This is a genomic window from Citrobacter sp. Cc139, from assembly GCF_030334645.1.
Taxonomy (GTDB): domain Bacteria; phylum Pseudomonadota; class Gammaproteobacteria; order Enterobacterales; family Enterobacteriaceae; genus Citrobacter; species Citrobacter werkmanii.
This window is the reverse complement of the sequence record NZ_JAOWDM010000092.1, coordinates 273768-298686: the sequence shown is the minus strand read 5'-3', so window position 1 is coordinate 298686 and position 24919 is coordinate 273768. Positions and strand designations below refer to the sequence as shown.

The window sequence follows — 24919 nt, the reverse complement described above, 5'->3', positions numbered from 1 at the left end:
ATAACATGACAAAAATTGTTGCTCGAAAATGGCTGGTTGCTGTGGGAGTGGCCTCGGCGCTGGCCGCCGCACCGGGCTGGGCCGCCAAAGACGTGGTGGTGGCAGTGGGATCTAACTTCACCACGCTCGACCCCTATGACGCGAACGACACGTTGTCGCAGGCGGTAGCAAAGTCGTTTTATCAAGGACTGTTTGGCCTTGATAAAGAGATGAAGCTGAAAAATGTGCTGGCGGAGAGTTATACGGTTTCTGATGATGGCCTGACTTACACCCTTAAGCTGCGTCAGGGCGTGAAGTTTCAGGATGGCACTGACTTCAACGCCGATGCGGTCAAAGCTAACCTCGATCGGGCCAGTAATCCGGAAAACCATCTGAAACGCTACAACCTGTATAAGAATATTGATAAAACCGAGGTTGTCGACCCGTCGACGGTGAAGATTACGCTGAAGCAACCGTTCTCGGCATTCATCAATATTCTGGCGCACCCGGCAACGGCGATGATTTCGCCTGCCGCGCTGGAGAAATACGGTAAGGAGATCGGCTTTCATCCTGTCGGCACCGGACCGTATCAGCTTGAAACCTGGAATCAGACGGATTTTGTCAAGGTTAAGAAGTTCGCGGGCTACTGGCAGCAAGGGTTGCCAAAGCTTGACACGATTACCTGGCGTCCGGTGACCGACAACAACACGCGAGCGGCCATGCTGCAGACCGGGGAGGCGCAGTTTGCCTTCCCGATCCCTTACGAGCAGGCGGCGCTACTGGCGAAGAACAAAAACCTGGAACTGGTGGCCAGCCCGTCTATCATGCAGCGTTATATCAGTATGAACGTCACGCAAAAACCATTCGATAACCCGAAGGTGCGTGAGGCGCTGAATTATGCCATCAACCGTCAGGCGCTGGTGAAAGTCGCTTTTGCCGGGTACGCGACGCCTGCCACCGGTGTTCTCCCGCCATCGATTGCCTATGCGCAAAGCTATACGCCGTGGCCTTACGATCCGGCGAAAGCGCGCGAGTTGCTGAAAGAAGCGGGTTACCCTAATGGTTTTACCACCACGCTATGGTCTTCGCATAACCACAGTACCGCGCAGAAAGTACTGCAATTTACCCAGCAGCAGTTGGCACAGGTGGGCATTAAGGCGCAGGTAACGGCGATGGACGCTGGTCAGCGAGCGGCGGAAGTTGAAGGTAAAGCGCAGAAAGAGAGCGGAGTGCGGATGTTCTACACCGGCTGGTCTGCTTCTACAGGTGAAGCGGACTGGGCGCTGTCGCCGCTATTTGCATCACAAAACTGGCCGCCGACGCTGTTTAACACGGCGTTCTACAGTAATAAGCAGGTGGACAGTGATTTAGCCGCGGCTCTGCAAACCAACGATCCGGCGCAGAAAGCGAAGCTGTACAAAGATGCGCAGGATATCATCTGGAAAGAGTCGCCGTGGATCCCGCTGGTGGTTGAAAAACTGATTTCGGCGCACAGCACCAGGTTGACGGGATTCTGGATCATGCCGGATACCGGATTTAGCTTTGATGATGCGGATTTAAAATAAGCGATGCATTCGGCCCCGTAATGCAGGGGCCGGCGAAGGGAGCGTGATGCTTAACTATGTTTTCAAGCGCCTGCTGGGGTTGATCCCAACGCTGTTGATTGTGGCGGTGCTGGTGTTTTTATTTGTTCACCTGCTACCCGGCGATCCGGCCCGGCTGATTGCCGGACCGGAGGCTGACGCTGAGGTGATTGAACTGGTGCGTAAGCAACTGGGTCTGGACCAACCGCTGCATATTCAGTTCTGGCATTACATGACCAACGTGTTGCAGGGCGATTTTGGAACCTCGATGGTTTCTCGCCGCCCGGTTGCGGAAGAGATTGCCAGCCGTTTTATGCCATCGCTATGGCTGACAATTGCCAGTATGGCCTGGGCAGTGTTATTTGGCATGACGGCGGGGATTATCGCCGCCGTGTGGCGTAATCGCTGGCCGGACAGGTTAAGTATGACGCTGGCGGTCACCGGAATCTCTTTTCCGGCTTTTGCGCTCGGCATGCTGCTTATGCAGATATTTTCCGTTGAACTCGGCTGGTTGCCCACCGTGGGCGCTGACACCTGGCTGCACTATATCCTCCCGTCTATTACGCTGGGGGCGGCGGTGGCTGCGGTGCTGGCCCGCTTTACCCGTGCTTCGTTTGTCGATGTGCTCAGTGAAGATTATATGCGCACCGCGCGAGCTAAAGGGGTGAGTGAAACCTGGGTGGTGTTGAAACATGGTCTGCGTAACGCGATGATCCCGGTGGTTACCATGATGGGGCTACAGTTTGGTTTTTTACTCGGCGGCTCAATCGTGGTTGAGAAGGTGTTTAACTGGCCAGGGCTTGGACGACTGTTAGTGGACTCAGTCGAAATGCGCGACTACCCGGTGATACAGGCCGAGGTGCTGTTATTCTCTCTGGAGTTTATTCTTATTAATTTAGTGGTGGATGTACTCTACGCCGCCATTAATCCGGCTATCAGGTACAAGTAAGGATGCGATTTTTTAACTGGCGCCGACAGGCGATTTTAAATGCGATGCCCCTTGTTAAGCCAGAGCAGATTCGCACGCCGTGGCATGAGTTCTGGCGTCGTTTCCGCCGCCAGCGCATGGCGATGATCGCGGGATTGTTTGTCCTTATCCTGATTATGGTGGCGATTTTTGCCCGCTGGCTGACGCCATTTGATGCCGAAAACTACTTCGATTATGACCGTCTGAATGACGGGCCGTCGATGCTGCACTGGTTCGGCGTTGACTCCCTGGGACGGGATATCTTTAGCCGTGTGCTGGTTGGGGCGCAAATCTCGTTGGCGGCAGGGGTCTTTGCCGTATTTATTGGCGCGACGATTGGCACCGTGCTGGGGTTACTGGCGGGATACTACGAAGGCTGGTGGGATCGACTGATTATGCGCATCTGCGATGTACTGTTCGCCTTTCCGGGTATTTTGCTGGCGATCGCTGTGGTGGCAGTGCTGGGCAGCGGTATTGCCAACGTGATTATTGCCGTGGCTATTTTTTCTATTCCGGCCTTCGCGCGTCTGGTGCGTGGGAATACGCTAGTGCTGAAGCAGCAGACCTTTATTGAATCTGCGCGCAGTATTGGCGCCAGCGATGCAACCATCATCTTTAACCATATTCTGCCGGGAACGGTCTCATCGATTGTGGTCTTTTTTACCATGCGAATTGGCACGTCGATTATCTCTGCCGCGAGCTTGTCATTTCTGGGATTGGGCGCGCAGCCGCCGACCCCGGAGTGGGGGGCAATGCTCAATGAGGCGCGGGCCGATATGGTGATTGCGCCGCATGTGGCGATTTTCCCGGCGGTGGCGATATTTCTGACGGTGCTGGCGTTTAACTTACTGGGCGATGGCCTGCGCGACGCGCTGGACCCGAAGATAAAAGGATAAACCACAGGCCGGATAAGACGTAACGCTTATCCGGCCTACGTTGGGTTACGCTATTTAAACGCGGGTGCCCCACAGATCGTATTCATCTGCGTTTTCGACCTTCACGCGGATGATATCGCCAGGTTTCACCTTGGTTTCGCCATTCAGGTATACCGCGCCATCGATTTCCGGGGCGTCAGCCATACTGCGACCAATCGCGCCTTCTTCGTCAACTTCATCAACGATAACCAGAATTTCGCGGCCCACTTTCTCCTGCAAGCGTTCAGCAGAGATCTGCTGTTGCAACTGCATAAAGCGGTTCCAGCGTTCTTCTTTCACCTCTTCCGGGATTTGATCCGGCAGGTCATTGGCGCCAGCGCCTTCTACCGGGCTGTACTTAAAGCAGCCGACGCGATCCAGGCGTGCTTCCTTCAGGAAGTCGAGCAACATCTGGAAGTCTTCTTCTGTTTCACCCGGGAAACCGACAATGAAGGTGGAGCGCAGCGTCAGTTCAGGACAGATTTCACGCCACTGCTTGATGCGCGCCAGCTGTCTGTCCACGGAGCCTGGGCGTTTCATCAGCTTGAGAATACGCGGGCTGGCATGCTGCAGCGGGATGTCCAGATACGGCAGAATTTTGCCTTCCGCCATCAACGGGATCACGTCATCAACGTGCGGGTAGGGATAGACGTAATGCAGACGCGTCCAGATCCCCAGTTTTGATAACTGTTCGCACAGATCAACCATGCTGGTTTTGACCGGCTCGCCGTTATGGAAACCGGTGCGATGCTTCACATCCACGCCGTATGCGGACGTATCCTGAGAAATGACCAGTATCTCTTTCACGCCCGCATCTACCAGACGCTTGGCTTCGCTGAGTACGTCGCCGATCGGACGACTCACCAGATCGCCACGCATCGACGGAATAATGCAGAACGTGCAGCGGTGGTTGCAGCCTTCAGAAATTTTCAGATAGGCATAATGGCGCGGAGTCAGCTTGACGCCCTGCTCAGCAACCAGACTCTGGAACGGGTTATGCTTTGGTTTTGGCACATAGTGGTGAACGTGCTCCAGAACCTGTTCATAGCTGTGCGGACCGGTGATTTCCAGCACTTTCGGGTGGACTTCACGGATCTGATCGACTTTCGCGCCCAGACAGCCGGTAACGATCACCTTGCCGTTTTCGTTCAACGCTTCGCCGATTGCTTCCAGGGACTCCTGAACCGCGCTGTCGATAAAGCCGCAAGTGTTAACGATAACCATATCCGCGTCGTCGTAGCTTGGCACAACATCATAGCCTTCGGTACGAAGTTCGGTCAGGATGCGCTCAGAATCGACGAGGTTTTTCGGACAACCTAGTGATATAAAACCAATTTTTGCCATTTTCTTATACTGTACATTGCTCGTAATCGGGGGATTATACAGATGCCGTCACGGTACATCTATATCTGATCGGTATAAGGCGCAGGGAAGACTGGCTTCTCATTTTGCATATTGTCGCAGCCAGATTTGCTTGTCTTAGCGGCAGAGTAACTTGCCGAGGGTTGTAACATTGTAAATTATGTTAATCAATTGAGCTTTGTTGATGTAGGACATCTATTTGTTCAAAAAACAACCATACTATTAAGTTGCACCATGGTTGGAAAGAGGAGGAACAAAGTATGGTTGTTGACAGACTGAGAACCGATCTTCTCAACAAATTGATAAACGCCCGTATCGAACTTGCCGCTTATCTGCTGTTGAGAAAAGCGAAAGGCTACATGTCAGTCAGCGAGAGCGATCGTCTGCGTGATAATTTTTTTGTGCTGAATCGCGAATTGCACGAGCAATCACAGCTTCACGGTATGCATCTTGATCAGGAAGAGTGGAATGCCCTTCATCGTGCTGAAGGGGCGTTAGCCGCCGCCGCTGTTTGTCTTATGAGTGGACATCACGATTGTCCAACTTTTATTGCCGTTAACGCAGATAAACTGGAAAACTGCCTGACAACGCTGACGCTGAGCATCCAGTGTTTGCAATCTTATCCAAAGCTGGAACACGTCTGAATCAGGGGGAGGGCGCTCCCCCTTTTTGTTAAGATTATGTAAATGTGACGGGGTAATTCCCCCTGCTGGCTACGCTTTATGCAGAGCCATTAAGGAGGTGTTATGCGTCGACTCTTTCTCTGTGCTATCCCACTTGCGCTATTTTCCTCTTATGCCGCCGCGGTAAAGGTGGAGGTGCTGCAAACCAAACTTGATCACCCGTGGTCGCTGGCTTTTTTACCCGATAATCGCGGTATATTAATTACCCTTAAAGGCGGCCAGCTTAGACTTTGGCAACCTGATAAGGGGCTTTCCGACCCGCTGACCGGCGTACCTAAAGTCTGGGCGAATGGTCAGGGAGGATTGTTGGATGTGGCGTTAGCGCCTGATTTTGCACAATCCCGGCGAGTGTGGCTCAGCTTTGCTGAAGCCGACAGTGAAGGTAAAGCCGGCACGGCGGTAGGTTACGGACGCCTGAGCGATGATCTCAAACACCTGCAAGCGTTCCAGACCGTTTTTCGCCAACAGCCGAAACTCTCAACCGGAAACCATTTTGGCGGGCGCATGGTGTTTGATGGCCATGGCTATCTGTTTATTGGCTTGGGTGAAAATAACCAACGTGCAACCGCGCAGGATCTGGATAAATTGCAGGGCAAGGTGGTACGTCTGACCGACGAGGGCAAAACACCGCCGGATAATCCGTTTGTGAATCAGGCGGGGGCGCGGGCAGAAATTTGGTCGTATGGCATCCGTAATCCACAAGGTATGGCGATGAATCCGTGGAGTGATGCGCTGTGGCTCAATGAGCATGGTCCGCGCGGAGGCGATGAAATTAATATCCCCGCAAGAGGCAAAAACTACGGTTGGCCGATCGCGACCTGGGGCGTTAATTACAGTGGTCTTAAAATTCCCGAAGCAAAAGGCCAAATTGTTGCGGGTACTGAGCAACCCATTTTTTACTGGGAAAAGTCACCGGCGGTCAGCGGAATGGCTTTTTATCATAGCGATACCTTCCCGCAGTGGCGGCAAAAGTTATTCATTGGCGCATTGAAAGATAAAGAGGTGATCGTGCTGAGCGTCAAAGGGAATGCGGTCACGGAGGATGGTCGCATTTTACAGGATAGAGGGCAGCGGATCCGCGATGTGCGCGTCGGACCAGACGGCTATTTGTACGTGTTAACCGACGAGTCCGACGGGGAATTATTGAAAGTGAGTCCCTGAGCTGATTAGCTGACCGGGATCATTACCACTTTTTGAAATGCCGGGCGTTCAGTCAGTTGCTGATACCAGCGTTCCAGGTGTGGCCGCGGGGTCCAGGTGAGACCAACGTTGAACAGGTTATAGACGAATGGCGCAATGGCGATATCCGCCGTGCCGAATTCAGCTCCGGAGAACCACGGCTGGTCCGCCAGCGCGTTATCCAGAATAGCAAACAGCTTATCGCAAACCTGAGTACTTGCTTCAATGGCTGCCATGTCGCGCTGATCGGCCGGTGTTCGGACCAGACCAAATAAGATAACCCGGTGCGTAGGACTCAGCGTCTGGTTCGCCCAATCCATCCATTTTTCGCCGACGGCACGCGCGGCCGGGGCGTCAATCCATAAGCGATTTTGTCCGTACTGAGCCGCCAGATAACGGACAATAGTATTGGATTCCCACAGGACAACGTCCGTTTCATCATCGCGTAGCAGTGGGACCAACCCGTTCGGGTTCATCGCCAGATAGTCGGCGTCGCGGTTACCGCCATGCTGCCCGCCCGCCAGAATTTGGTTGTACGGCAGTTCCAGTTCTTCAAGCGTCCACAATACTTTTTTTACGTTGGTCGAGTTATTGCGACCCCACAGTGTAATCATAGTAACCCCGCAAATTAATTGAGCAGCTTCATGGCTGCAGATACCCTCTGACTCGCTCACATGGTGGGGTAAACCTAATATTTACGCAACAACGTCTAAAAAAATCGCGCCAGGGGCAGCGCTGCGCGGCGTTATTGCATAAACTTTAAAAACTTTACCAACTTACGGTTTCTTTAAGCTCGTTAGTGCGTTATTACTCACCGCACTTATTTTACACGTCATCCATCAGACTTTTTCTGCAATGGGTTGGCCGAGGTTGTCTGGCCAGTTTTGTGTAAACACGGTGTGGTATGACGTGGTTTTTTAGAATGGATACTCGGGTGGCATTTATGACGCAATACTTCTCTTCACTTCGCAGCTTTGCTGCAGGTTCTGCACTCTTAATCCTTTTGGCGCCGACCGTACAGGCGGCGGAGCAACCCACGGCTCCGCCGAGCGTGGACGCGCGTGCATGGATCCTGATGGATTACGCCAGCGGCAAGGTGCTGGCGGAAGGTAATGCTGATGAGAAACTGGATCCTGCCAGTCTGACCAAGATTATGACCAGCTATGTGGTCGGTCAGGCGCTGAAGGCCGGAAAAATTAACCTCAACGACATGGTCACCGTGGGCAAAGATGCCTGGGCGACCGGTAATCCGGCCCTGCGCGGTTCGTCGGTTATGTTCCTCAAACCTGGCGATCAGGTTGCGGTATCCGATCTGAACAAAGGCGTTATCATTCAGTCTGGTAATGATGCCTGTATCGCACTCGCTGATTACGTTGCCGGGAGCCAGGAGTCCTTCATCGGTCTGATGAACGGTTACGCGAAAAAGCTGGGACTGACCAATACCACGTTCCAGACGGTGCATGGCCTGGATGCGGCAGGGCAGTTCAGTACCGCGCGTGATATGGCGTTGCTCGGCAAGGCGTTAATCCACGATGTGCCCGAAGAGTACGCGATTCACAAAGAGAAAGAGTTTACCTTTAATAAAATTCGCCAGCCGAACCGCAACCGTCTGTTGTGGAGCACCAACCTGAACGTGGACGGAATGAAAACCGGTACCACAGCGGGCGCAGGTTATAACCTCGTCGCTTCCGCTACCCAGGGGGATATGCGCCTGATCTCCGTCGTGCTGGGAGCAAAAACCGACCGTATCCGTTTTAATGAGTCCGAAAAGCTGCTGACCTGGGGCTTCCGCTTCTTTGAAACCGTTACGCCGATCAAGCCGGATGCCACCTTCGTGACTCAGCGCGTCTGGTTTGGCGATAAGAGCGAAGTCAATTTGGGTGCCGGGGAAGCGGGTTCGGTTACCATCCCGCGCGGTCAGCTTAAGAACCTGAAAGCCAGCTTTACGCTGACTGAGCCACAGTTAACCGCGCCGCTGAAAAAGGGGCAGGTTGTGGGGACTATCGACTTCCAGTTGAACGGTAAATCTATCGAGCAGCGTCCGTTGATGGTGATGGAAGCGGTGGAAGAGGGTGGTTTCTTTAGCCGGATGTGGGATTTTGTGATGATGAAGTTCCACCAGTGGTTTGGCGGTTGGTTCTCTTAATCTAACCGATTGCCGGATGGCGCTACTATCGCTGTCCGGCAGTATCACTTAATACAACAGCTTTATGCGTTGCGCCTTAGCGTATTCCACAAACTCATCGTCGGGGCGGCTATCACTGATGATGGTATCAAAACGTTTTAATTCCCCCATCCTCGCAGGACGTACCTTCCCAAACTTGCTGTGGTCGACCACCAGAACGTGATGCTGCGCCATCGACATTGCCCAGTGTTTTACTGCTAACTCTTCCAGATTAAAACAGGTCACGCCTTTCTCAATGTGCACGCCTGCCGCGGAATAAAAGGCGATATCCGGGCACAGATTATTCAGTGTTTCCTGAAAATCGAGCGGTTTGAAGATGGCGTTACTGGCATGAAATTCCCCGCCACACAGAATGACGCGACACTGTGGTTTTTCCTGCAATACCAGAAATGTATTTAGCGAGTAGCAGATTGCGGTGAAAGGCAGTTCATTGTCGATAGCCTCAATAATCCACGGCGTGGTCGTGCCGCAGTCGAAAAAGATGGTCTGATGCGCCTGTACGAGGCTCGCCGCCTGCTGGGCGGCACGGCGCTTTTCATCAACCAGACGGGATTTTTGATCGCTGATTAAATAGTGGTTGGCGCTGCGGGGCTCCAGAACAATATAGCCCCCGAGCAAGACGACAGGCGCATTGTTATTATTCAGGTCGCGACGAATGGTCATCTCAGATACGCCCAGCAGCGTCGCGGCTTCTTTGAGGTGTAATTTATCGCTGCGTTTCAGCGCCTGTAGCAACTGACCAATACGCTCGTCGCGTCGAGTTTCCATAGTTCCCCTGGAGAGTAGTATAAGTGCTCGTATTGCGCCTAATACTACTCTTTTTACCGTGGGTTAGTCACGCACCCAGCCTTTACGGATGGGCAGAGCGAAACAGGTGCGATAGCAGGTCTGCAAGCCGAAATATAGGGTGGCGCCGAACCGTTGCCAGATCATCTGGGCGCTCAGGCAGCCGATCAGCCCAGCCAGGAATCCGCCCAGCATATCCAGCGGCCAGTGCACGCCAAGGTAAACGCGCGACCATGCAATCGCCACGGCGACAACCATCAGCAGCGCGCCAGTCCACAGACGATGCCAGAACAGGAAAGCCAGAGCAAAAGTAAAGATAACCGTGCCGTGATCGCTCGGGAAAGAGTCATCCGCCGCATGGTGGAGGAAGTTGTACCCAATGTGGTTAACGAACGGACGATCGTGGGGGAACAGATGCCCCATCAGCCATGAAATAGTCAGGCCGACTGCCAGCGCTATCGCCATTTTTATGACCAACTGGCGCTGGAGAGTAACCTGAGCGCGCGGTCCCCAAAGCCAGAGAATAACGGCTAACAGCGGGACAATGCTGATTAAATCTTTGGCAATAAATATGGCGAGCGAGATAGCCCATTGCGCTGAGTCCGGCGTGGCATTGATGAGATAAAAAAGCGAGTTGTTCAGATTTTCCAGCATAACGTCCAGACTCAGTGTAATTGTTAAAAGGCCCATAGGGGGAGAGCATAAAATTGCTGTTACAGGATAAAAAGCGGTCTTGTCTTATTTGTCTGCTAAATGACTATTTTTAAGACAATTAATGGGACTTATTGAGCATGATAGCGGCCTCAACTTAAATTAACCTTAAAGCAAAATGTTCTTGAGCAAATGAATGTAAAAATGTGCGCATTTTGCTTTCAAATCACATAATTCACTATCACCGGTACGGCGCATTTATTACACTTTGCGCGTTTTTTCCTTTGCTAAGAGACTGCATGCAAAACCGTTTATCTTCAGGCGCCCGGTTGGGGCGTCAGGCATTACTTTTTCCTCTCTGTCTGGTGCTTTACGAATTCTCTACTTATATCGGTAACGATATGATCCAACCTGGAATGTTGGCGGTGGTGGAGCAATATCAGGCCGGATTAGACTGGGTACCCACTTCCATGACTGCCTATCTGGCGGGTGGCATGTTTTTACAGTGGCTGTTAGGACCGCTGTCGGATCGTATTGGTCGTCGCCCGGTGATGTTAACCGGTGTGCTGTGGTTCATTGTGACCTGCCTTGCGACTCTGCTGGCACAGAATATTGAGCAATTTACCTTTCTGCGTTTCTTGCAGGGGATAAGCCTGTGCTTTATTGGCGCGGTGGGTTACGCCGCAATTCAGGAATCTTTTGAGGAAGCGGTATGCATTAAAATTACCGCGCTGATGGCAAACGTGGCGCTGATTGCGCCGCTGCTGGGACCGTTAGTTGGCGCGGCCTGGGTGCATGTTCTGCCGTGGGAAGGAATGTTTATCCTGTTTGCCGCCCTCGCAGCTATCTCCTTTTTTGGCCTGCAACGCGCGATGCCGGAAACGGCGACCCGGCTTGGTGAAAAACTGTCCATTAAAGATCTGGGTAAAGATTATAAGCTGGTGCTAAAAAATGGGCGTTTTGTTGCCGGCGCGCTGGCGTTGGGTTTTGTCAGCCTGCCGTTACTGGCGTGGATTGCCCAGTCGCCGATTATTATCATCAGCGGAGAACACCTCAGCAGTTACGAATATGGCCTGTTGCAGGTGCCGATTTTTGGGGCGCTGATTGCTGGTAATCTGGTGCTGGCGCGTCTGACTTCGCGCAAGACCGTGCGTTCGCTGATTATCATGGGCGGCTGGCCTATCGCCGTCGGGCTGGTGATTGCCGCGGCGGCCACGGTGGTGTCATCCCATGCGTATTTGTGGATGACGGCGGGTTTGAGTATCTATGCGTTTGGCATTGGCGTGGCGAATGCGGGGCTGGTCCGCCTGACGTTGTTTGCCAGTGAAATGAGTAAGGGTACGGTTTCTGCCGCCATGGGCATGTTGCAGATGCTGATTTTTACCGTCGGTATTGAGTTGAGCAAACATGCTTATCTGCTGGGAGGAAACGGCTTGTTCAGCCTGTTTAATCTGGCAAGCGGCGTACTGTGGCTGATATTGATGGTTATCTTTCTGAAAGATAAACGGGTAGGGAATTCCCGGGAAGGCTGAAGCCCGGTTACCCGGGCTTCGCAAAACTTAGTGGTGATCGTCAATCTGATGTTCGATGATCATCCCTTCACCTACGCTGGCAACATGTCGCGCATAAGGATGCGCGCGATAGACAGGGGCCGGGGCAGGTGCCGGGGCAACATACACCGTTTGCGGCGCGGTCGTCACGCTGACCGCCTGCGGAACGCTGACGGAAGAGGGCACGACCACCACTTTATAACCGCTTGGTACATCCACGGTAACGCTTTGCGCAAATGCTGTTCCGGTAAAGCCCAGCAACAATGTTGCCATCAGTACACTTTTCTTCATGATCCGCTCGCCTGAAGTAATCACCGGAGGTAATAATCCAGTGGAGTTAATTTGAGGCGGATTATGAATAGATCATATCATCATTTTGTTGCCGTCTGTGCTGAGGTGTTAATGCGTAAACGGCGCTTCGTTTTTTAATACGCGGTCGATAACATCCAGCACACCCTCTTCATTGTTCGATCCCGCGCGATATTTTGCCGCCTGGACAACCGGTTCGTGAGCGTTGGCCATTGCGAAACTAAATCCCGCCTGACGCAGCATCTCAATATCATTTCCGCCATCGCCAAACACAACAACCTCGTCGTCGCTAATATTCCAGCGTTGTTGCAGCAGGCGCAGACCGTTTGCCTTATGCACACCTGGAATAATTAAATCGATGCTGCCGTAGCCGGTATGCACCGGTACCATGATATCGCCAATTGCCTCATGGAGATCGGCCTGCACCTGCGGGATACGGTCGTCTGAAATATTCAGCCCGAATTTGAAAAAAACGTCGTTGAGGTTGTCAAAATTATCTACAAATTCAAGACGATGATAGTACATGGCGGAAACGGATTTATGCTCATCGCTGTATTTTTTGAGCGTATAGGCGCTGTTTTTACCGCAGGCGATAATGTCGATGTCCGTACGGGTCAACAGATGATCCACGATGGCCCTGAAATCGTCTTTTGCCAGTTCACCGTTAAAAATATCTTTCCCTTCACTGACTACCCAACCGCCGTTTTCAGCGACAAATGAGATTTCATTGGCCAGTTCAGGGAAAAAGGAGATGAGCTGGTAATACTGGTTGCCGCTGGCGACGACAAAACGGATGCCTTGTTTTTTCATCTGCTGGTATTGCGCCATAAACCGCTCACGGTTATAGGTTTTTTGGTCGCTTAAAAAAGTGCCGTCCATGTCGACCGCAATTAATTTGATGCTCATTAGCTGTTCTCCATCACAGGGGGATTTTTGAGATCCGGTTTCGCCACCGCTTTCGCGACGATGGCGGCGATAAGCACCAGCGCCAGCACCACCAGCATAGCGCTGCGCAGGCCGTAGTGTTCACCCAGATAGCCGAGCAGCGGCGGCCCTACCAGGAACGCCAGGTAGCCGGTGGTCGCCACAACGCTGACGCGGGTTGGCGCATCGGGACCGGTGTCGCTGGCGGCTGAAATGGTCAGCGGGAAGCCGAGCGATGCGCCAAGCCCCCAGAGAATAACGGAAACACCTGCTACCCATGTGCTATCGACAAAAATAATCAGACTGATGCCAAGCGCACCCATCAGCGCGCTGGCACGCACTACCGCGACGCGGCTGTAGCGGTCGATGAACCAGCCGCCGGTGAATCGACCCACGGTCATCCCCAGCGTAAAACCAGCATAAATCAGCGAGCCTGATGTCGGGCTAAACCCGTGGCCATCCACCATTAGCAGTGGCAGCCAGTCGTTGGCCGAACCTTCAGCAAACGCCATTGCCAGCACTACGACGCCAATCAGCAGCAACTGAATGTCGCGATAAAAAGGCACGCCTTTTTCGCTGGAGTGAGCGCCGTCAGAGGCATTCTTGCCCGTGCCGTCTGGAATGGCCTTGATGGCGATAAAGATAGGAGTGATTGCCACCATTGCCGCCAGTAAAATATGTAAAGTCGCTGGAACGCTGAGGGCGGTAAGCATCATCCCGACCCCGGCTCCTGCCAGCGTTCCCAGACTGTAAAAACCATGCATCATCGGCAGCACGGTTTTGTTCATTTCGCGCTCAACTGCCGCGCCTTCGACGTTGATGGCGACTTCCGCCGCGCCAAAGCTGGCGCCAAACACGCTCAGGCCAAACGCGAAAAGCCATGCGGAATGCAACCAGAGCGCCGCGCTGAGGATAGCCATCCCGAGGACTGCACAGGACATGGTGGTGCGGATCACTTTACGCGTGCCAAATCGTTTCACCAGCCAGGCCGAACAAAGAATGCCACTCATCGAACCAACAGAGAGTCCAAACAATACCGCGCCCATTTCGGCGGTGGAGATGGAGAGGATATCTCGGATGGCAGGAGTACGCGTTGCCCAGGAAGCCATTAGTAATCCGGGTAAAAAGAAAAACGTGAAAAGCGCCCAGGTGCGACGTCTTAAGGCTTTGCGTGGTGAGGTGCCAGTCATGAATTCGAGCCAAAGAAAAGAGGGAAGAAGACAACATTAGCAAGACTGTGTACATTTGTACACAAATGCAAGGAGAGGAAATGCAGTGCGACGCGCGAACGATCCGCTACGGCGGGAAAAGATAGTTCAGGCCACCCTGGAGGCGGTAATCGCCTACGGTGTCCATGGGGTTACGCACCGAAAAATCGCCATGATTGCCGGGGTGCCGCTGGGTTCAATGACCTATTATTTCTCAGGAATAGATGAGCTTTTAATGGAGGCGTTCGGGCGCTTTACTGACACAATGTCTCAGCAGTATCAGGCTTTTTTTGCCGACGTTGCGGATGCGCAGGCAGCCTGCCATGCCATTACCGAGATGATTTACAGCTCCCAGGTTACGACGCCCGATAATATGGAACTTATGTACCAGCTGTATGCTTTCGCCAGTCGCAAACCGACGTTGAAAATGGTGATGCAAAACTGGATGTTACGCAGTCAACAAACGCTGGAACAATGGTTTGAACCGGTAACTGCGCGGGCGCTGGATGCATTTCTCGAAGGAATGACGCTGCATTTTGTCACCGACAAAAAACCGCTGTCGCGGGAGGATATTCTGGTGATGGTGGAGCGTATTGCCGGATTGCCGCAGAGATAACATTATCAAAATGGTTTGTCGAGGCGGGTAACGGCCTGACGTAAAAAATCGATGACTTTCATCGCCGCTGGCGTCAATGGTCGGGCGGCTATTTTTACCGTCCCGACATCCATATAAGTAATAAAATCATCAATCGTTCTGTGCATAACGCGCAGACCATCCAGTGACCACGGGCGATACACCAGGTCGGATAAAATGGTTATGCCTCTGCCTTTTGCAACCAGGCTTCTTATGGCTTCAAAAGAGTTGCTGCGAAAACTGATATTGGGCGTATAACCACGCTGCTGCCAGTAATCGATGATTACGTCAGGGTACTTATCGGTTTCCAGCAGTAAAAATGGAAGCTTCTCGACGTCTTTTAAACGGATCGAAGATTTGCTCTGTAGCGGATGCCCAATAGACGTCCACAGGCGGCGCTGTGAACGAATAAATGTTTCGATCTCCAGGTCGTTATCATGGCTGATGTTTGAGGTCAGAAGCAGACAAAAATCGACCTTGTGTTCCCGTAGCGCCTGTACCAGTTCCGGTGCTGTAGCTTCATAAAACACGATCTCCAGCAAAGGAAAACGTCGTTCAATATCGTTGAGTATATCCGGGATAAGATAAGCAGAGAGCGTTTCGGCAATGCCTATGCGCACCGTGCCGGTAAGAATTTCACTCCTGTCATGCAGGTCGTCAACAGCCGAGTGGCTACTGTTGATGATGTTGCAGGCATGTGCCAGAAAGCGCTCGCCCTCGGCGGTGAGCTTCACCCCTTTGGGGTAACGTACAAATAGCTGCACGTCTAATGCTTCTTCCAGATTCCGCATGGCAATAGTCATTGATGACTGAGAAATATGACAGCGCGCAGCAGCTTTGGAAATTTGTAATGTTTCTGCAAGCGCGATGTAAAACTCAAGTTGCCTTAGCGTAAATTTCATAGTTTTAATCTATGCACATGGATAAAAACGTTATATTAGCATTCATTCTCACGCCGCCGTAGCCTTGTGGTCATACCGTACAACTGACAATAAGGCGCATATATGCCCTATCTTTTACTCAGTCTGGCCGCCTGTTTTTGGGGTGGAAATTATGTGATTGGTCATCTATTGGTCGCTGAAGTTGATCCCATTGTTTTATCAGCGGCACGCTGGATATTTACCGCGTTATTATTGATGGCGCTCTATTTTCGTCAGGTCGCAGAGCAATGGCCGGTGATGAAAAAATCCTTTGGTACTATCGTCTTCCTCGCGCTTTGTGGTCAGGTTCTTTTTCCCTTAACGCTGTATATCGGCCTGCAATATACAACCTCGCTCAATGCGGCGATTTATATGTCCACCACCCCGGCGCTCGTTCTGTTAATCAATAAGTTCTTTTTTAAAGAACGGATTTCTGCGCGAAATATAGCCGGTGTGATCCTGAGTACTGTTGGTGTTATCTGGCTGGTGTCGCAGGGCGATATGATACACGCGCGGGTATTTGCACATCTGAATCAGGGCGATGTCTGGACCATGGGGTCGGCGGTAAGTTGGGCTGTTTATTGTGCTTTTTTGCGCATTAAACCGCGTGAGGTGAAGGGAAACGCCTTTGTCGCCGTGAGCGCGCTGCTCGGTGCGATGGTGCTTATTCCGGTACTGGCTGTGGCGCTGATGCGCAATGGTATGCCGGGCTGGGATAGCTATACCAATACAGGTGTTATTACTGGGCTGGCATACCTTGTTATTTTTCCTTCCTGGCTGTCATATTTGTTATGGAACAAAGGGATTAGTGCCATTGGCGCAACCCGCGGAGAGATATATTCACACTTGATCCCACTGAGTGGCGGATTATTTAGCGTTATATTTTTGCACGTCACTCTGCATTCATATCATCTGGTAAGCGCGTTGGTTATTATGTTCGGTATAGCATTGTGTTCCCGCCCGAGTGCAAAAAAAGGCTCGCAGCAGCGCGCGGCGTAAAAAAGCGAGTAAATTAGCTTACAGTTGCGCCCCCGGTAATATTTACCACTGTGGCGGTTATTGCTCCGGCATGGTCTGAAGCCAGAAAGGTTGTAATCTCAGCGATTTGTGCCAGCGTAGGCAGGCGTCCGATCATGGTGCCTTGTGCCGCACCGCCTAACCATTGTTCGACGGTTAAACCCATTGACTGTGCTTTCGCGGTGAAAATCTCCCCGGTATAGGAACCGGCCGCTACCGCGTCCGCAATCGCATGCGAGCGCACGCCGACGACACGAATGTTTTTTGGTCCCGTCTCGCTGGCAAGCGCTTTAATAAACGCTTCTGTTCCTGCACAGCCGACGATATGGCCGAGATGCCCGGGCATCGCCATCGGGGCGGCGGGCGCAACGATGGTGAGAATGACGCCTGCTCGATCGCCGCCCATGTGCGGTGTTACGGCTTTTGCGATATTGAACTGCGCCGCAAGGAAAGGGGTGATACCGCTCATAAACTCAGAGAGGGATAATGCGTCGATGCGCTTGCCCTGTTCATGCATAAAGCCGGTCGCGTTAACCACCACATCAATTCCACCGGTTTGCTGTACCAGGCGGGTAACTTGTGTTGAGGTGTCGTGCTCGTCGAGCACATCGGTGATAAACGTATCGACGGTACCCCCCGCCATTCGCAGGTGACTGGCCGCCCAATCAAGCTTTTCCTGACAGCGCGCGCCCAGGCATACATGGGCACCTTCGCGTGCCATCGCCTGTGCAACCGCGCTACCAATAGCACCGCTGCCGCCGAAGATCACCGCAACCTTTCCAGTAAGCCACATAGTAAACTCCCGTCACCTTTAAGCACCGATTAAAAGTATGTGCCATAACCGGCGTGCTGCAAATTTGGGGAGGAATTACGGGGAGAAGGGGGGATAGCAAATTTCAGGCAACAAAAAACCCATCAACCTTGAACCAAAACGGCGGGGTTGATGGGCTCCACAAATTGGGGACATCAAAGAAAAGCAGTGGCAATAGTTATGACTGACACCTTGAAGAAAAGTTCTGCTGAACTGCAAAAAATTTTCTTTTAAGGGTAATTTTCAGTGCTAACCAAGGCCAGGCCAGACGATGACGATGAGTGTTCCCGCCAGGGTCAGCAGAACGTTGGCAATGGCGTAGGTGCCAGCATAGCCTAATGCCGGGATGTTGCTGCGGGCCGTGTCGCTGATGATTTCCATTGCCGGAGCGCAGGTACGCGCGCCCATCATGGCGCCAAACAGCAGGGCGCGGTTCATGCGCAATACGTAAGCGCCAAACAAGAAACAAATAACAACCGGAACCAGGCTTACAATCAGACCGGCAATCAGCATTTGACCACCCACGGCGCCAAGGCCATTGCCAATGCCGCTACCCGCGCTTAAACCGACGCCTGCCATGAATACCATCAAACCAAACTCTTTCACCATGTTCAGCGCGCCCTGCGGGATATAGCCAAACGTAGGATGGTTGGCACGCAGGAAGCCCAGCATAATCCCGGCGAACAGTAATCCAGCTGCATTCCCGATGCCGAAGCTGAAATTGCTGAACTGGAAGGTGATCATTCCAATCATCAGACCAATGATAAAGAAGGCGCAGAAGGCCAACAGATCGGTCACCTGACTGTGAATGGAAATGAAGCCGATACGATCTGCGATCGTTTTAACGCGACGGGCATCACCGCTCACCTGCAACACGTCACCTTTATTGAGCACGACGTTGTCATCAATAGGCATTTCGATCTGGCTGCGGATCACGCGGTTGAGGAAACAGCCGTGGTCGGTCAGTTTCAACTGGGCCAGGCGACGGCCAACGGCATTGTGGTTTTTCACCACAATCTCTTCCGTGACGATACGCATATCGAGCAGATCGCGATCGAACACTTCTTTGCCGTTACGGAAACTGGGATCGAGGCGGGCATGCGCGTCTGGATAACCTACTAAGGCTATTTCGTCGCCCATTTGCAGCACTGCGTCACCGTCCGGGTTAGCCAGGATGCCGTTGCGGCGGATGCGTTCAATGTAACAGCCGGTCTGACGATAAATACCTAACTCGCGCAGGTTCTTACCATCAGCCCATGCTACCAGCTCCGGGCCCACGCGGTAGGCGCGGATCACTGGCAGATAAACCTTACGGTTGGCGTCAGTGTCCAGACCTCGTTCACGCGCAATTTGTTGGGCGCTGGTTTGCAGGTCCTGATGCTGAAGTTTCGGCAGGTAGCGCGCACCGACAATCAGACTGACCAGTCCAATCAAATAGGTGAGGGCGTAACCCAGACTCAGGTTATCAAGGGCAGTGGAAAGCTGCGCGCCTGCCATTCCGGAATGGCGCAAGGTATCGCCTGCGCCGACCAGCACCGGCGTGGAGGTCATCGAACCAGCCAGCATACCCGCCGTCAGGCCGATGTCCCAGCCAAATAGCTTACCCAGCCCCAGGGCGATCAGCATTGCGCTACCGACCATCACCAGAGCAAGCATTAGATAATTTTTCCCATCGCGAAAAAAAATCGAAAAAAAGTTGGGGCCGGCTTCGACGCCGACACAAAAAATAAACAGCATAAAGCCGAGATTTAATGCATCGGTGTTAATACTAAAGTGCTGCTGACCTAATAATAGGGACACCACTAAAACGCCAATGGAATTACCGAGTTGGACTGAACCCAGGCGTAATTTACCCAGGCAGAGGCCCAGAGCCAGGACCACAAATAATAACAGGATGTAATTCCCATTTAACAAATCTGCGACGTTTATATTCACTGAGGCTAACTTCTTGTTTACTAGTAAGCTATTGAAAAAAATGGCAATTTACGCTAATGTTTTTGCCAGAAATTAAGGGGCGACAGCACCGCACACAGCCCCGATTAATGCAGCATAACAATATATGCGGATAGTTTAATCTCATTACGTATCAACGGCTATAAGAATCGTGTGGGTGTGTTTTTGGCATGGAATGCCGAGTTACTTTATCTGACTGGACGCCTGCGGGCGAAAAGAGTGTTCGATAGAGAATGTGTCAGGAGGAACGATTGAAACATAAGCAAAGTTGGGCGGGGGCGATCTGCTGCTTTGTGCTCTTTATTGTGGTGTGTCTTTCATTAACGCTAAACGTGAAAGGGGCATTCAGAGCGGCAGGGCATCCTGAGGTCGGGTTGTTGTTTTTTATCTTGCCTGGTGCTGCAGCAAGCTTTTTCTCCCACCGTCGGGAGGTGCTCAGACCTCTTCTTGGTGCAATGTTGGCGGCGCCATGCTGTCTGTTGCTAATGCGGTTCGTTTTTATGCCGACGCGTTCATTGTGGCAAGAACTGGCGTGGTTATTCAGTGCGGTGTTTTGGTGCGCGCTTGGCGCATTGTGTTTTTTGTTTATCAGTAGCTTGTTCAATCAGCATCAACGACGGAAAAAGAACTGATCACGCCCTCCCGCGGAGGGCGTAGAAACAGCTGTCAGGCGAACAGATTCATATTCTCTTTTGCCCACGCCTCAAAATCCGTGCAGCCGCCGATGTGTTTTTGATCAACAAAAATTTGCGGAACGGTTTCTACTGGCTTACCTACCGTCTTTTCCAGATCGGCTTTCGTAATACCTTCGGCATGAATATCAATGTAGCGGAAGTTAAAATCGTCATGCTCATTGCTTAATTTTTCTGCTAATTCTTTTGCGCGCACGCAATACGGGCACCCTGGACGACCAAAAATAACGGCAAACATCTCTCTCTCCTCGAACTTATCAGGCCGGATGGCGAATACTTATTATGATGCCGCGATTTGTGACGGATGGAAAGCAGGTTCGGCCTGTTGCTTTGATATCCTCAAGCTATAACTGTTAAACACGACGAGCCGGAACGTTTTATAATGAAAGCCATTTCGCCGGGAGACCGCTTATGCGCACCATTGGTGTATTACCGAAAAGCGTATTGATGCTGGAAATAATGGGGATGGTTTTGTTATCGCTGGCGCTGCTGTCGCTTAACGATTACCTGACCTTACCCGCGCCGCTTAACAGCCCGCTCGCCTGGGTTGTGATGATATTTTTGGGCGTACTGCTGATGCTCCCCGCCGCGGTGATGTTGATGTGGCGCATTGCTCAACTGCTGGCGCCGCAGCTCCTGTCGCGCGCTCCCGACGATTCTTCCCGTTCAGACAGAGAAAAAAGAGATGACGCCAACTATTGATTTAATCCGCAGCCACCGTTCCATTCGCCATTTCACCGATGAAGCTATTTCTGACGCACAGCGAGAGGCAATCATTGCCGCCGCTCAGGGCACCTCAAGCTCCAGTTTTTTACAGTGCACAACGATTGTTCGGATAACCGATAAAACCCTGCGTGAATCGCTGGCTACCTTATCTGGTGGTCAAAAGCACGTGGCGCAGGCTGCTGAATTCTGGGTGTTTTGCGCTGATTTTAACCGTCATTTGCAGATTTGCCCTGACGCGCAGTTGGGGCTGGCAGAACAACTGCTGCTGGGCGTGGTTGATACGGCGATGATGGCGCAAAATGCGCTGACGGCGGCAGAATCGCTGGGACTTGGCGGTGTGTATATAGGTGGGTTGCGTAACAATATTGAGTCGGTCACGGAATTATTGAAGTTGCCTCAGCACGTTCTGCCGCTGTTTGGTTTGTGCCTTGGCTGGCCTGCGGATAACCCGGATATCAAGCCGCGCCTGCCTGCGTCGCTGGTTGTGCACGAAAACCAGTATCAGCCGCTTGATACAGACGTTTTGTCGCAGTATGACGAACAGCTTGCGCAGTACTATCTGACCCGCGGCAGTAATACGCGTCGTGACACCTGGAGCGATCACATTCGTCGAACCATCATTAAAGAAAGTCGTCCCTTTATCCTGGAATATTTGCATAAACAGGGATGGGCCACGCGCTAAAGATTTCAACCCAGTGTATGATACGCCTGCTTTTACCAGGTCATTGAGAGGTGCAGGGTGAAAATTGCCATTTTGTCCCGGGACGGAACGCTCTATTCTTGTAAGCGCCTGCGTGAAGCGGCGATGCAGCGCGGTCACCTGGTTGAAATTATCGATCCGCTTTCTTGCTATATGAACATCAGCCCGGCGGCGTCATCTATTCATTACAAGGGCCGCCAGCTTCCTCATTTTGACGCGGTGATCCCACGGATTGGTTCAGCGATTACCTTTTATGGTACGGCGGCGCTGCGTCAGTTTGAAATGTTGGGTAGCTATCCGTTAAATGAATCGGTAGCGATTACGCGCGCGCGCGATAAGCTGCGTTCGCTGCAGTTGCTGGCGCGTCAGGGAATCGATTTACCCATTACCGGGATTGCTCACTCCCCGGACGATACCAGCGACATGATTGATATGGTCGGCGGCGCGCCGCTGGTGGTGAAACTGGTTGAAGGTACACAGGGGATTGGCGTGGTGCTGGCGGAAACACGGCAGGCCGCGGAAAGCGTCGTGGATGCGTTTCGTGGGCTGAATGCTCATATTCTGGTTCAGGAATATATCAAAGAAGCGCAAGGGCGGGATATTCGCTGTTTCGTGGTGGGAGACGAGGTGGTGGCCGCCATTGAACGCCGTGCGAAAGAGGGCGATTTTCGTTCTAATCTCCATCGCGGCGGGGTTGCCACTATTGCGAATATCACGCCGCGCGAAAGAAAAATTGCGCTCAAAGCCGCTCAGACTATGGGGCTGGATGTTGCAGGTGTGGATATTTTGCGTGCAGAACGTGGGCCGCTGGTCATGGAGGTTAACGCTTCTCCGGGACTGGAAGGGGTCGAGAAAACCACCGGGATAGACATTGCCGGCAAGATGATCCAGTGGATCGAGCGCCATGCTACGCCTGAATTTTGTCTTAAAATCGGCGGCTAAACACAATATCGATTGCGATCGTGGTATGACACGCTCTTTTTGCGTAAGCTGTGCCGGTATTTTTTTCATCAATAGAGGTCGCACATTATTATGACATCACTGGTCGTTCCCACTCTGGATACGTTGCGTCAATGGCTCGACGACCTGGGCATGAGTTTTTTTGAATGCGATACCTGTCAGGCGCTGCATTTACCTCATATGCAGAACTTTGACGGCATCTTTGATGCAAAAGTTGATTTGGTGGATAACGTCATCCTGTTTTCTGCAATGGCGGAAGTCAGACCTTCCGCACTGCTGCCACTGGCCGCCGATTTGTCCGCGATTAATGCCAGTTCGCTGACGGTAAAAGCATTTCTGGATATGCAGGATGATAATCTGCCAAAGCTGGTGGTTTGCCAGTCTTTATCCGTTACGCCGGGCGTAACGTTTGAACAGTTTGAGTGTTTTGTTCGCCAGAGCGAAGAGCAGATATCGATGGTGATCCTCGAAGCCGGGGCGCATCAGCTGTTATTTAACGCTGAAGACGATACGCAAAACAGCAATGCTGAAGTCCATTTCCTCCATTAATTCCCCCTGAATCTGGACACATTTTGCGCAGCCGCTACCAGAGCGGTTGCGTACTGCCTGTTTTTATTCTGCGTTTAACCTTTTATTAAAGAATTATTCACTTCCATTCTGCTCCTTCCGCTTTATGTCATAGACAATTCCTGCATAAAAAATTGATAAAAGACGTTTTTTAATCTGGGCTATATCCACAAAACCTGGCTAAAGTTATTCTTGCGAAGCATATAGACGTCAATTCTCGAACTGCCCCGTGTGACCAGAGCTGTGACTACAATACGTGGTGAATGAGTGAGCGGATATCTGCGCGCGATAGCGGCATCGGGAGAGGACTCTCTTTTCATTGATGCCGCATGAAAGAATATGCACGTTTCTTGCATATCATTAGAGTGTGACATTTTTGTTCGTTTGTTAACGAACTTTCAGAAGGAAAGAGATTATGACCGCCTTAAATAAAAAATGGTTATCAGGCCTGGTTGTGGGTGCTCTGATGTCCATCTCTGCCGGCACGCTCGCTGCTGAACAAAAAACGCTGCATATTTATAACTGGTCTGATTATATTGCTCCGGATACGGTGGCTAACTTTGAAAAAGAGACCGGAATTAAAGTTATCTATGACGTATTTGATTCCAATGAAGTACTGGAAGGTAAGCTCATGGCGGGTAGCACCGGTTTTGACCTGGTTGTTCCTTCCGCCAGTTTCCTCGAACGTCAACTGACCGCTGGCGTCTTCCAGCCGCTGGATAAGAGCAAACTACCGGGCTGGAAAAACCTCGATCCTGAGCTGCTGAAGCTGGTGGGTAAACACGATCCGGACAACAAGTTTGCGATGCCGTATATGTGGGCAACGACCGGCATTGGCTATAACGTGGACAAAGTGAAAGCGGTGCTGGGGCCAGATGCGCCGGTTGATAGCTGGGATCTGATCCTCAAACCGGAAAATCTGGAAAAACTCAAAAGTTGCGGTGTCTCTTTCCTTGATGCGCCTGAAGAGGTGTTTGCTACCGTACTGAACTATTTGGGTAAAGATCCCAACAGTACCAAAGCAGATGATTACACCGGACCGGCGACCGACCTGCTGTTGAAACTGCGTCCGAATATTCGCTATTTCCACTCTTCGCAATATATTAACGACCTGGCAAACGGAGATACCTGTGTAGCAATTGGTTGGGCGGGGGACGTATGGCAGGCGGCGAACCGTGCAAAAGAAGCGAAAAATGGCGTCAATATCTCTTTCTCAATTCCTAAAGAGGGGGCGATGGCGTTCTTTGACGTGTTTGCAATGCCAGCCGATGCCAAAAACAAAGAAGAAGCCTATCAGTTCCTCAACTACCTGCTGCGTCCTGATGTGATTGCGCATATTTCCGACCACGTGTTCTATGCCAATGCCAACAAAGAAGCGACGGCTCTGGTCAGTCAGGAAGTTCGTGATAACCCTGGTATCTACCCGCCTGCGGATGTGCGCGCCAAGCTGTTCACGCTGAAAGTACAGGATCCGAAGATCGACCGTGTCCGTACCCGAGCGTGGACGAAGGTAAAAAGCGGAAAATAACCTGATGTTTGGGACATGACCCGGCAGGATTTATGCCTGCCGGGCAGTGTTGATCCTAAACACACCTAACCCGGCAATACGCACCACCGTGGTGCGTTATTTGCACCGTTTCTTTGTTTTATGCCGGAGAG

Annotated in this window: 26 protein-coding genes; 15 read left to right on the top strand and 11 right to left on the bottom strand. The window is 51.9% G+C overall.

Annotated features, from left to right (window positions below):
• The first annotated feature begins 5 nt into the window (after positions 1 to 5).
• The 3 genes from gsiB to gsiD are packed head-to-tail and all read left to right on the top strand — an operon-like array spanning position 6 to position 3425.
• A complete protein-coding gene (gene gsiB, locus OGV69_RS20590) occupies positions 6 to 1544 on the top strand; it encodes a glutathione ABC transporter substrate-binding protein GsiB (RefSeq protein ID WP_038639178.1) in 1539 nt (512 codons plus the stop codon).
• 46 nt (positions 1545 to 1590) lie between these two features.
• Entirely contained in the window at positions 1591 to 2511 is a 921-nt protein-coding gene (gene gsiC / locus OGV69_RS20585) for a glutathione ABC transporter permease GsiC (RefSeq protein ID WP_069323225.1), read from the top strand.
• 2 nt (positions 2512 to 2513) lie between these two features.
• Complete coding sequence (gene gsiD / locus OGV69_RS20580) at positions 2514 to 3425, top strand: glutathione ABC transporter permease GsiD (RefSeq protein WP_069323226.1); 912 nt, start codon at positions 2514 to 2516, stop codon at positions 3423 to 3425.
• A 54-nt stretch (positions 3426 to 3479) separates the two neighbouring features.
• On the opposite strand, the gene rimO is transcribed toward gsiD, so the two are convergent.
• Entirely contained in the window at positions 3480 to 4787 is a 1308-nt protein-coding gene (rimO, locus tag OGV69_RS20575; RefSeq protein WP_069323227.1) for a 30S ribosomal protein S12 methylthiotransferase RimO, read from the bottom strand.
• A 278-nt stretch (positions 4788 to 5065) separates the two neighbouring features.
• Here rimO and bssR point away from each other — a divergent pair, with 278 nt between their 5' ends.
• A complete protein-coding gene (gene bssR / locus OGV69_RS20570; RefSeq protein WP_069323228.1) occupies positions 5066 to 5449 on the top strand; it encodes a biofilm formation regulator BssR in 384 nt (127 codons plus the stop codon).
• Positions 5450 to 5551: 102 nt separating this feature from the next.
• The gene (locus OGV69_RS20565) at positions 5552 to 6649 is read left to right on the top strand and encodes a PQQ-dependent sugar dehydrogenase (protein ID WP_069323229.1); all 1098 of its coding nucleotides are present in this window, start codon (positions 5552 to 5554) and stop codon (positions 6647 to 6649) included.
• A gap of 5 nt (positions 6650 to 6654) precedes the next feature.
• Here OGV69_RS20565 and OGV69_RS20560 read toward each other — a convergent pair whose 3' ends face one another.
• Positions 6655 to 7281 carry a glutathione S-transferase family protein gene (locus OGV69_RS20560; protein ID WP_069323230.1) on the bottom strand — a complete coding sequence of 209 codons (627 nt, stop codon included), beginning with the start codon at positions 7279 to 7281 and terminating at the stop codon, positions 6655 to 6657.
• A gap of 329 nt (positions 7282 to 7610) precedes the next feature.
• Here OGV69_RS20560 and dacC point away from each other — a divergent pair, with 329 nt between their 5' ends.
• On the top strand, positions 7611 to 8813 hold the full coding sequence (gene dacC, locus OGV69_RS20555; RefSeq protein ID WP_032940149.1) for a serine-type D-Ala-D-Ala carboxypeptidase: 1203 nt from the start codon (positions 7611 to 7613) through the stop codon (positions 8811 to 8813).
• Positions 8814 to 8861: 48 nt separating this feature from the next.
• Here the strand turns inward: dacC and deoR are convergent, their stop codons facing one another.
• Positions 8862 to 9620 carry a DNA-binding transcriptional repressor DeoR gene (gene deoR / locus OGV69_RS20550; RefSeq protein WP_038639198.1) on the bottom strand — a complete coding sequence of 253 codons (759 nt, stop codon included), beginning with the start codon at positions 9618 to 9620 and terminating at the stop codon, positions 8862 to 8864.
• Between the two features lie 63 nt (positions 9621 to 9683).
• Complete coding sequence (gene ybjG, locus OGV69_RS20545) at positions 9684 to 10292, bottom strand: undecaprenyl-diphosphate phosphatase (protein WP_038639201.1); 609 nt, start codon at positions 10290 to 10292, stop codon at positions 9684 to 9686.
• Positions 10293 to 10588: 296 nt separating this feature from the next.
• On the opposite strand from ybjG, the gene OGV69_RS20540 reads away from it, so the two are divergent.
• Entirely contained in the window at positions 10589 to 11821 is a 1233-nt protein-coding gene (locus OGV69_RS20540) for an MFS transporter (protein ID WP_038639204.1), read from the top strand.
• 27 nt (positions 11822 to 11848) lie between these two features.
• On the opposite strand, the gene OGV69_RS20535 is transcribed toward OGV69_RS20540, so the two are convergent.
• The 3 genes from OGV69_RS20535 to OGV69_RS20525 form a co-directional block, all read right to left on the bottom strand.
• Entirely contained in the window at positions 11849 to 12130 is a 282-nt protein-coding gene (locus tag OGV69_RS20535) for a hypothetical protein (RefSeq protein ID WP_038639207.1), read from the bottom strand.
• Positions 12131 to 12238: 108 nt separating this feature from the next.
• Positions 12239 to 13054 (bottom strand): Cof-type HAD-IIB family hydrolase, encoded by an 816-nt coding sequence (locus OGV69_RS20530; protein ID WP_069323231.1) that lies wholly within the window; start codon positions 13052 to 13054, stop codon positions 12239 to 12241.
• Complete coding sequence (locus OGV69_RS20525) at positions 13054 to 14262, bottom strand: MFS transporter (RefSeq protein ID WP_069323232.1); 1209 nt, start codon at positions 14260 to 14262, stop codon at positions 13054 to 13056. The genes OGV69_RS20530 and OGV69_RS20525 overlap by 1 nt, the downstream gene beginning before the upstream one ends.
• A gap of 85 nt (positions 14263 to 14347) precedes the next feature.
• On the opposite strand from OGV69_RS20525, the gene OGV69_RS20520 reads away from it, so the two are divergent.
• A complete protein-coding gene (locus OGV69_RS20520) occupies positions 14348 to 14896 on the top strand; it encodes a TetR/AcrR family transcriptional regulator (protein WP_069323233.1) in 549 nt (182 codons plus the stop codon).
• A 5-nt stretch (positions 14897 to 14901) separates the two neighbouring features.
• Here the strand turns inward: OGV69_RS20520 and OGV69_RS20515 are convergent, their stop codons facing one another.
• The gene (locus OGV69_RS20515; protein ID WP_038639218.1) at positions 14902 to 15816 is read right to left on the bottom strand and encodes a LysR family transcriptional regulator; all 915 of its coding nucleotides are present in this window, start codon (positions 15814 to 15816) and stop codon (positions 14902 to 14904) included.
• A gap of 102 nt (positions 15817 to 15918) precedes the next feature.
• Here OGV69_RS20515 and OGV69_RS20510 point away from each other — a divergent pair, with 102 nt between their 5' ends.
• Positions 15919 to 16833 (top strand): DMT family transporter, encoded by a 915-nt coding sequence (locus tag OGV69_RS20510; RefSeq protein WP_069323234.1) that lies wholly within the window; start codon positions 15919 to 15921, stop codon positions 16831 to 16833.
• A gap of 13 nt (positions 16834 to 16846) precedes the next feature.
• Here the strand turns inward: OGV69_RS20510 and OGV69_RS20505 are convergent, their stop codons facing one another.
• On the bottom strand, positions 16847 to 17644 hold the full coding sequence (locus OGV69_RS20505; RefSeq protein WP_069323235.1) for an SDR family NAD(P)-dependent oxidoreductase: 798 nt from the start codon (positions 17642 to 17644) through the stop codon (positions 16847 to 16849).
• A 267-nt stretch (positions 17645 to 17911) separates the two neighbouring features.
• Complete coding sequence (locus tag OGV69_RS20500; protein ID WP_038639225.1) at positions 17912 to 19597, bottom strand: aspartate:alanine antiporter; 1686 nt, start codon at positions 19595 to 19597, stop codon at positions 17912 to 17914.
• 269 nt (positions 19598 to 19866) lie between these two features.
• Between OGV69_RS20500 and OGV69_RS20495 the strand changes: the two genes are divergently transcribed.
• Positions 19867 to 20247, top strand: a complete 381-nt coding sequence (locus tag OGV69_RS20495; RefSeq protein ID WP_061388467.1) for an inner membrane protein YbjM — start codon at positions 19867 to 19869, stop codon at positions 20245 to 20247.
• A gap of 34 nt (positions 20248 to 20281) precedes the next feature.
• Here the strand turns inward: OGV69_RS20495 and OGV69_RS20490 are convergent, their stop codons facing one another.
• Positions 20282 to 20545, bottom strand: a complete 264-nt coding sequence (locus OGV69_RS20490) for a GrxA family glutaredoxin (RefSeq protein WP_016152408.1) — start codon at positions 20543 to 20545, stop codon at positions 20282 to 20284.
• 173 nt (positions 20546 to 20718) lie between these two features.
• Here OGV69_RS20490 and OGV69_RS20485 point away from each other — a divergent pair, with 173 nt between their 5' ends.
• The 5 genes from OGV69_RS20485 (at position 20719) to potF (ending at position 24788) form a co-directional block, all read left to right on the top strand.
• The gene (locus OGV69_RS20485) at positions 20719 to 21009 is read left to right on the top strand and encodes a YbjC family protein (protein ID WP_069323236.1); all 291 of its coding nucleotides are present in this window, start codon (positions 20719 to 20721) and stop codon (positions 21007 to 21009) included.
• The gene (gene nfsA / locus OGV69_RS20480) at positions 20993 to 21715 is read left to right on the top strand and encodes a nitroreductase NfsA (protein WP_069323237.1); all 723 of its coding nucleotides are present in this window, start codon (positions 20993 to 20995) and stop codon (positions 21713 to 21715) included. Before OGV69_RS20485 ends, nfsA begins: the two co-directional genes overlap by 17 nt.
• Before the next feature lie 57 nt (positions 21716 to 21772).
• Positions 21773 to 22675, top strand: a complete 903-nt coding sequence (rimK, locus tag OGV69_RS20475; RefSeq protein WP_038639233.1) for a 30S ribosomal protein S6--L-glutamate ligase — start codon at positions 21773 to 21775, stop codon at positions 22673 to 22675.
• A 90-nt stretch (positions 22676 to 22765) separates the two neighbouring features.
• The gene (locus OGV69_RS20470) at positions 22766 to 23242 is read left to right on the top strand and encodes a type III secretion system chaperone family protein (RefSeq protein WP_038639236.1); all 477 of its coding nucleotides are present in this window, start codon (positions 22766 to 22768) and stop codon (positions 23240 to 23242) included.
• Positions 23243 to 23675: 433 nt separating this feature from the next.
• Positions 23676 to 24788, top strand: coding sequence for a spermidine/putrescine ABC transporter substrate-binding protein PotF (gene potF, locus OGV69_RS20465; protein ID WP_038639239.1), 1113 nt, complete (start codon positions 23676 to 23678; stop codon positions 24786 to 24788).
• The last annotated feature ends 131 nt before the right edge of the window (positions 24789 to 24919 follow it).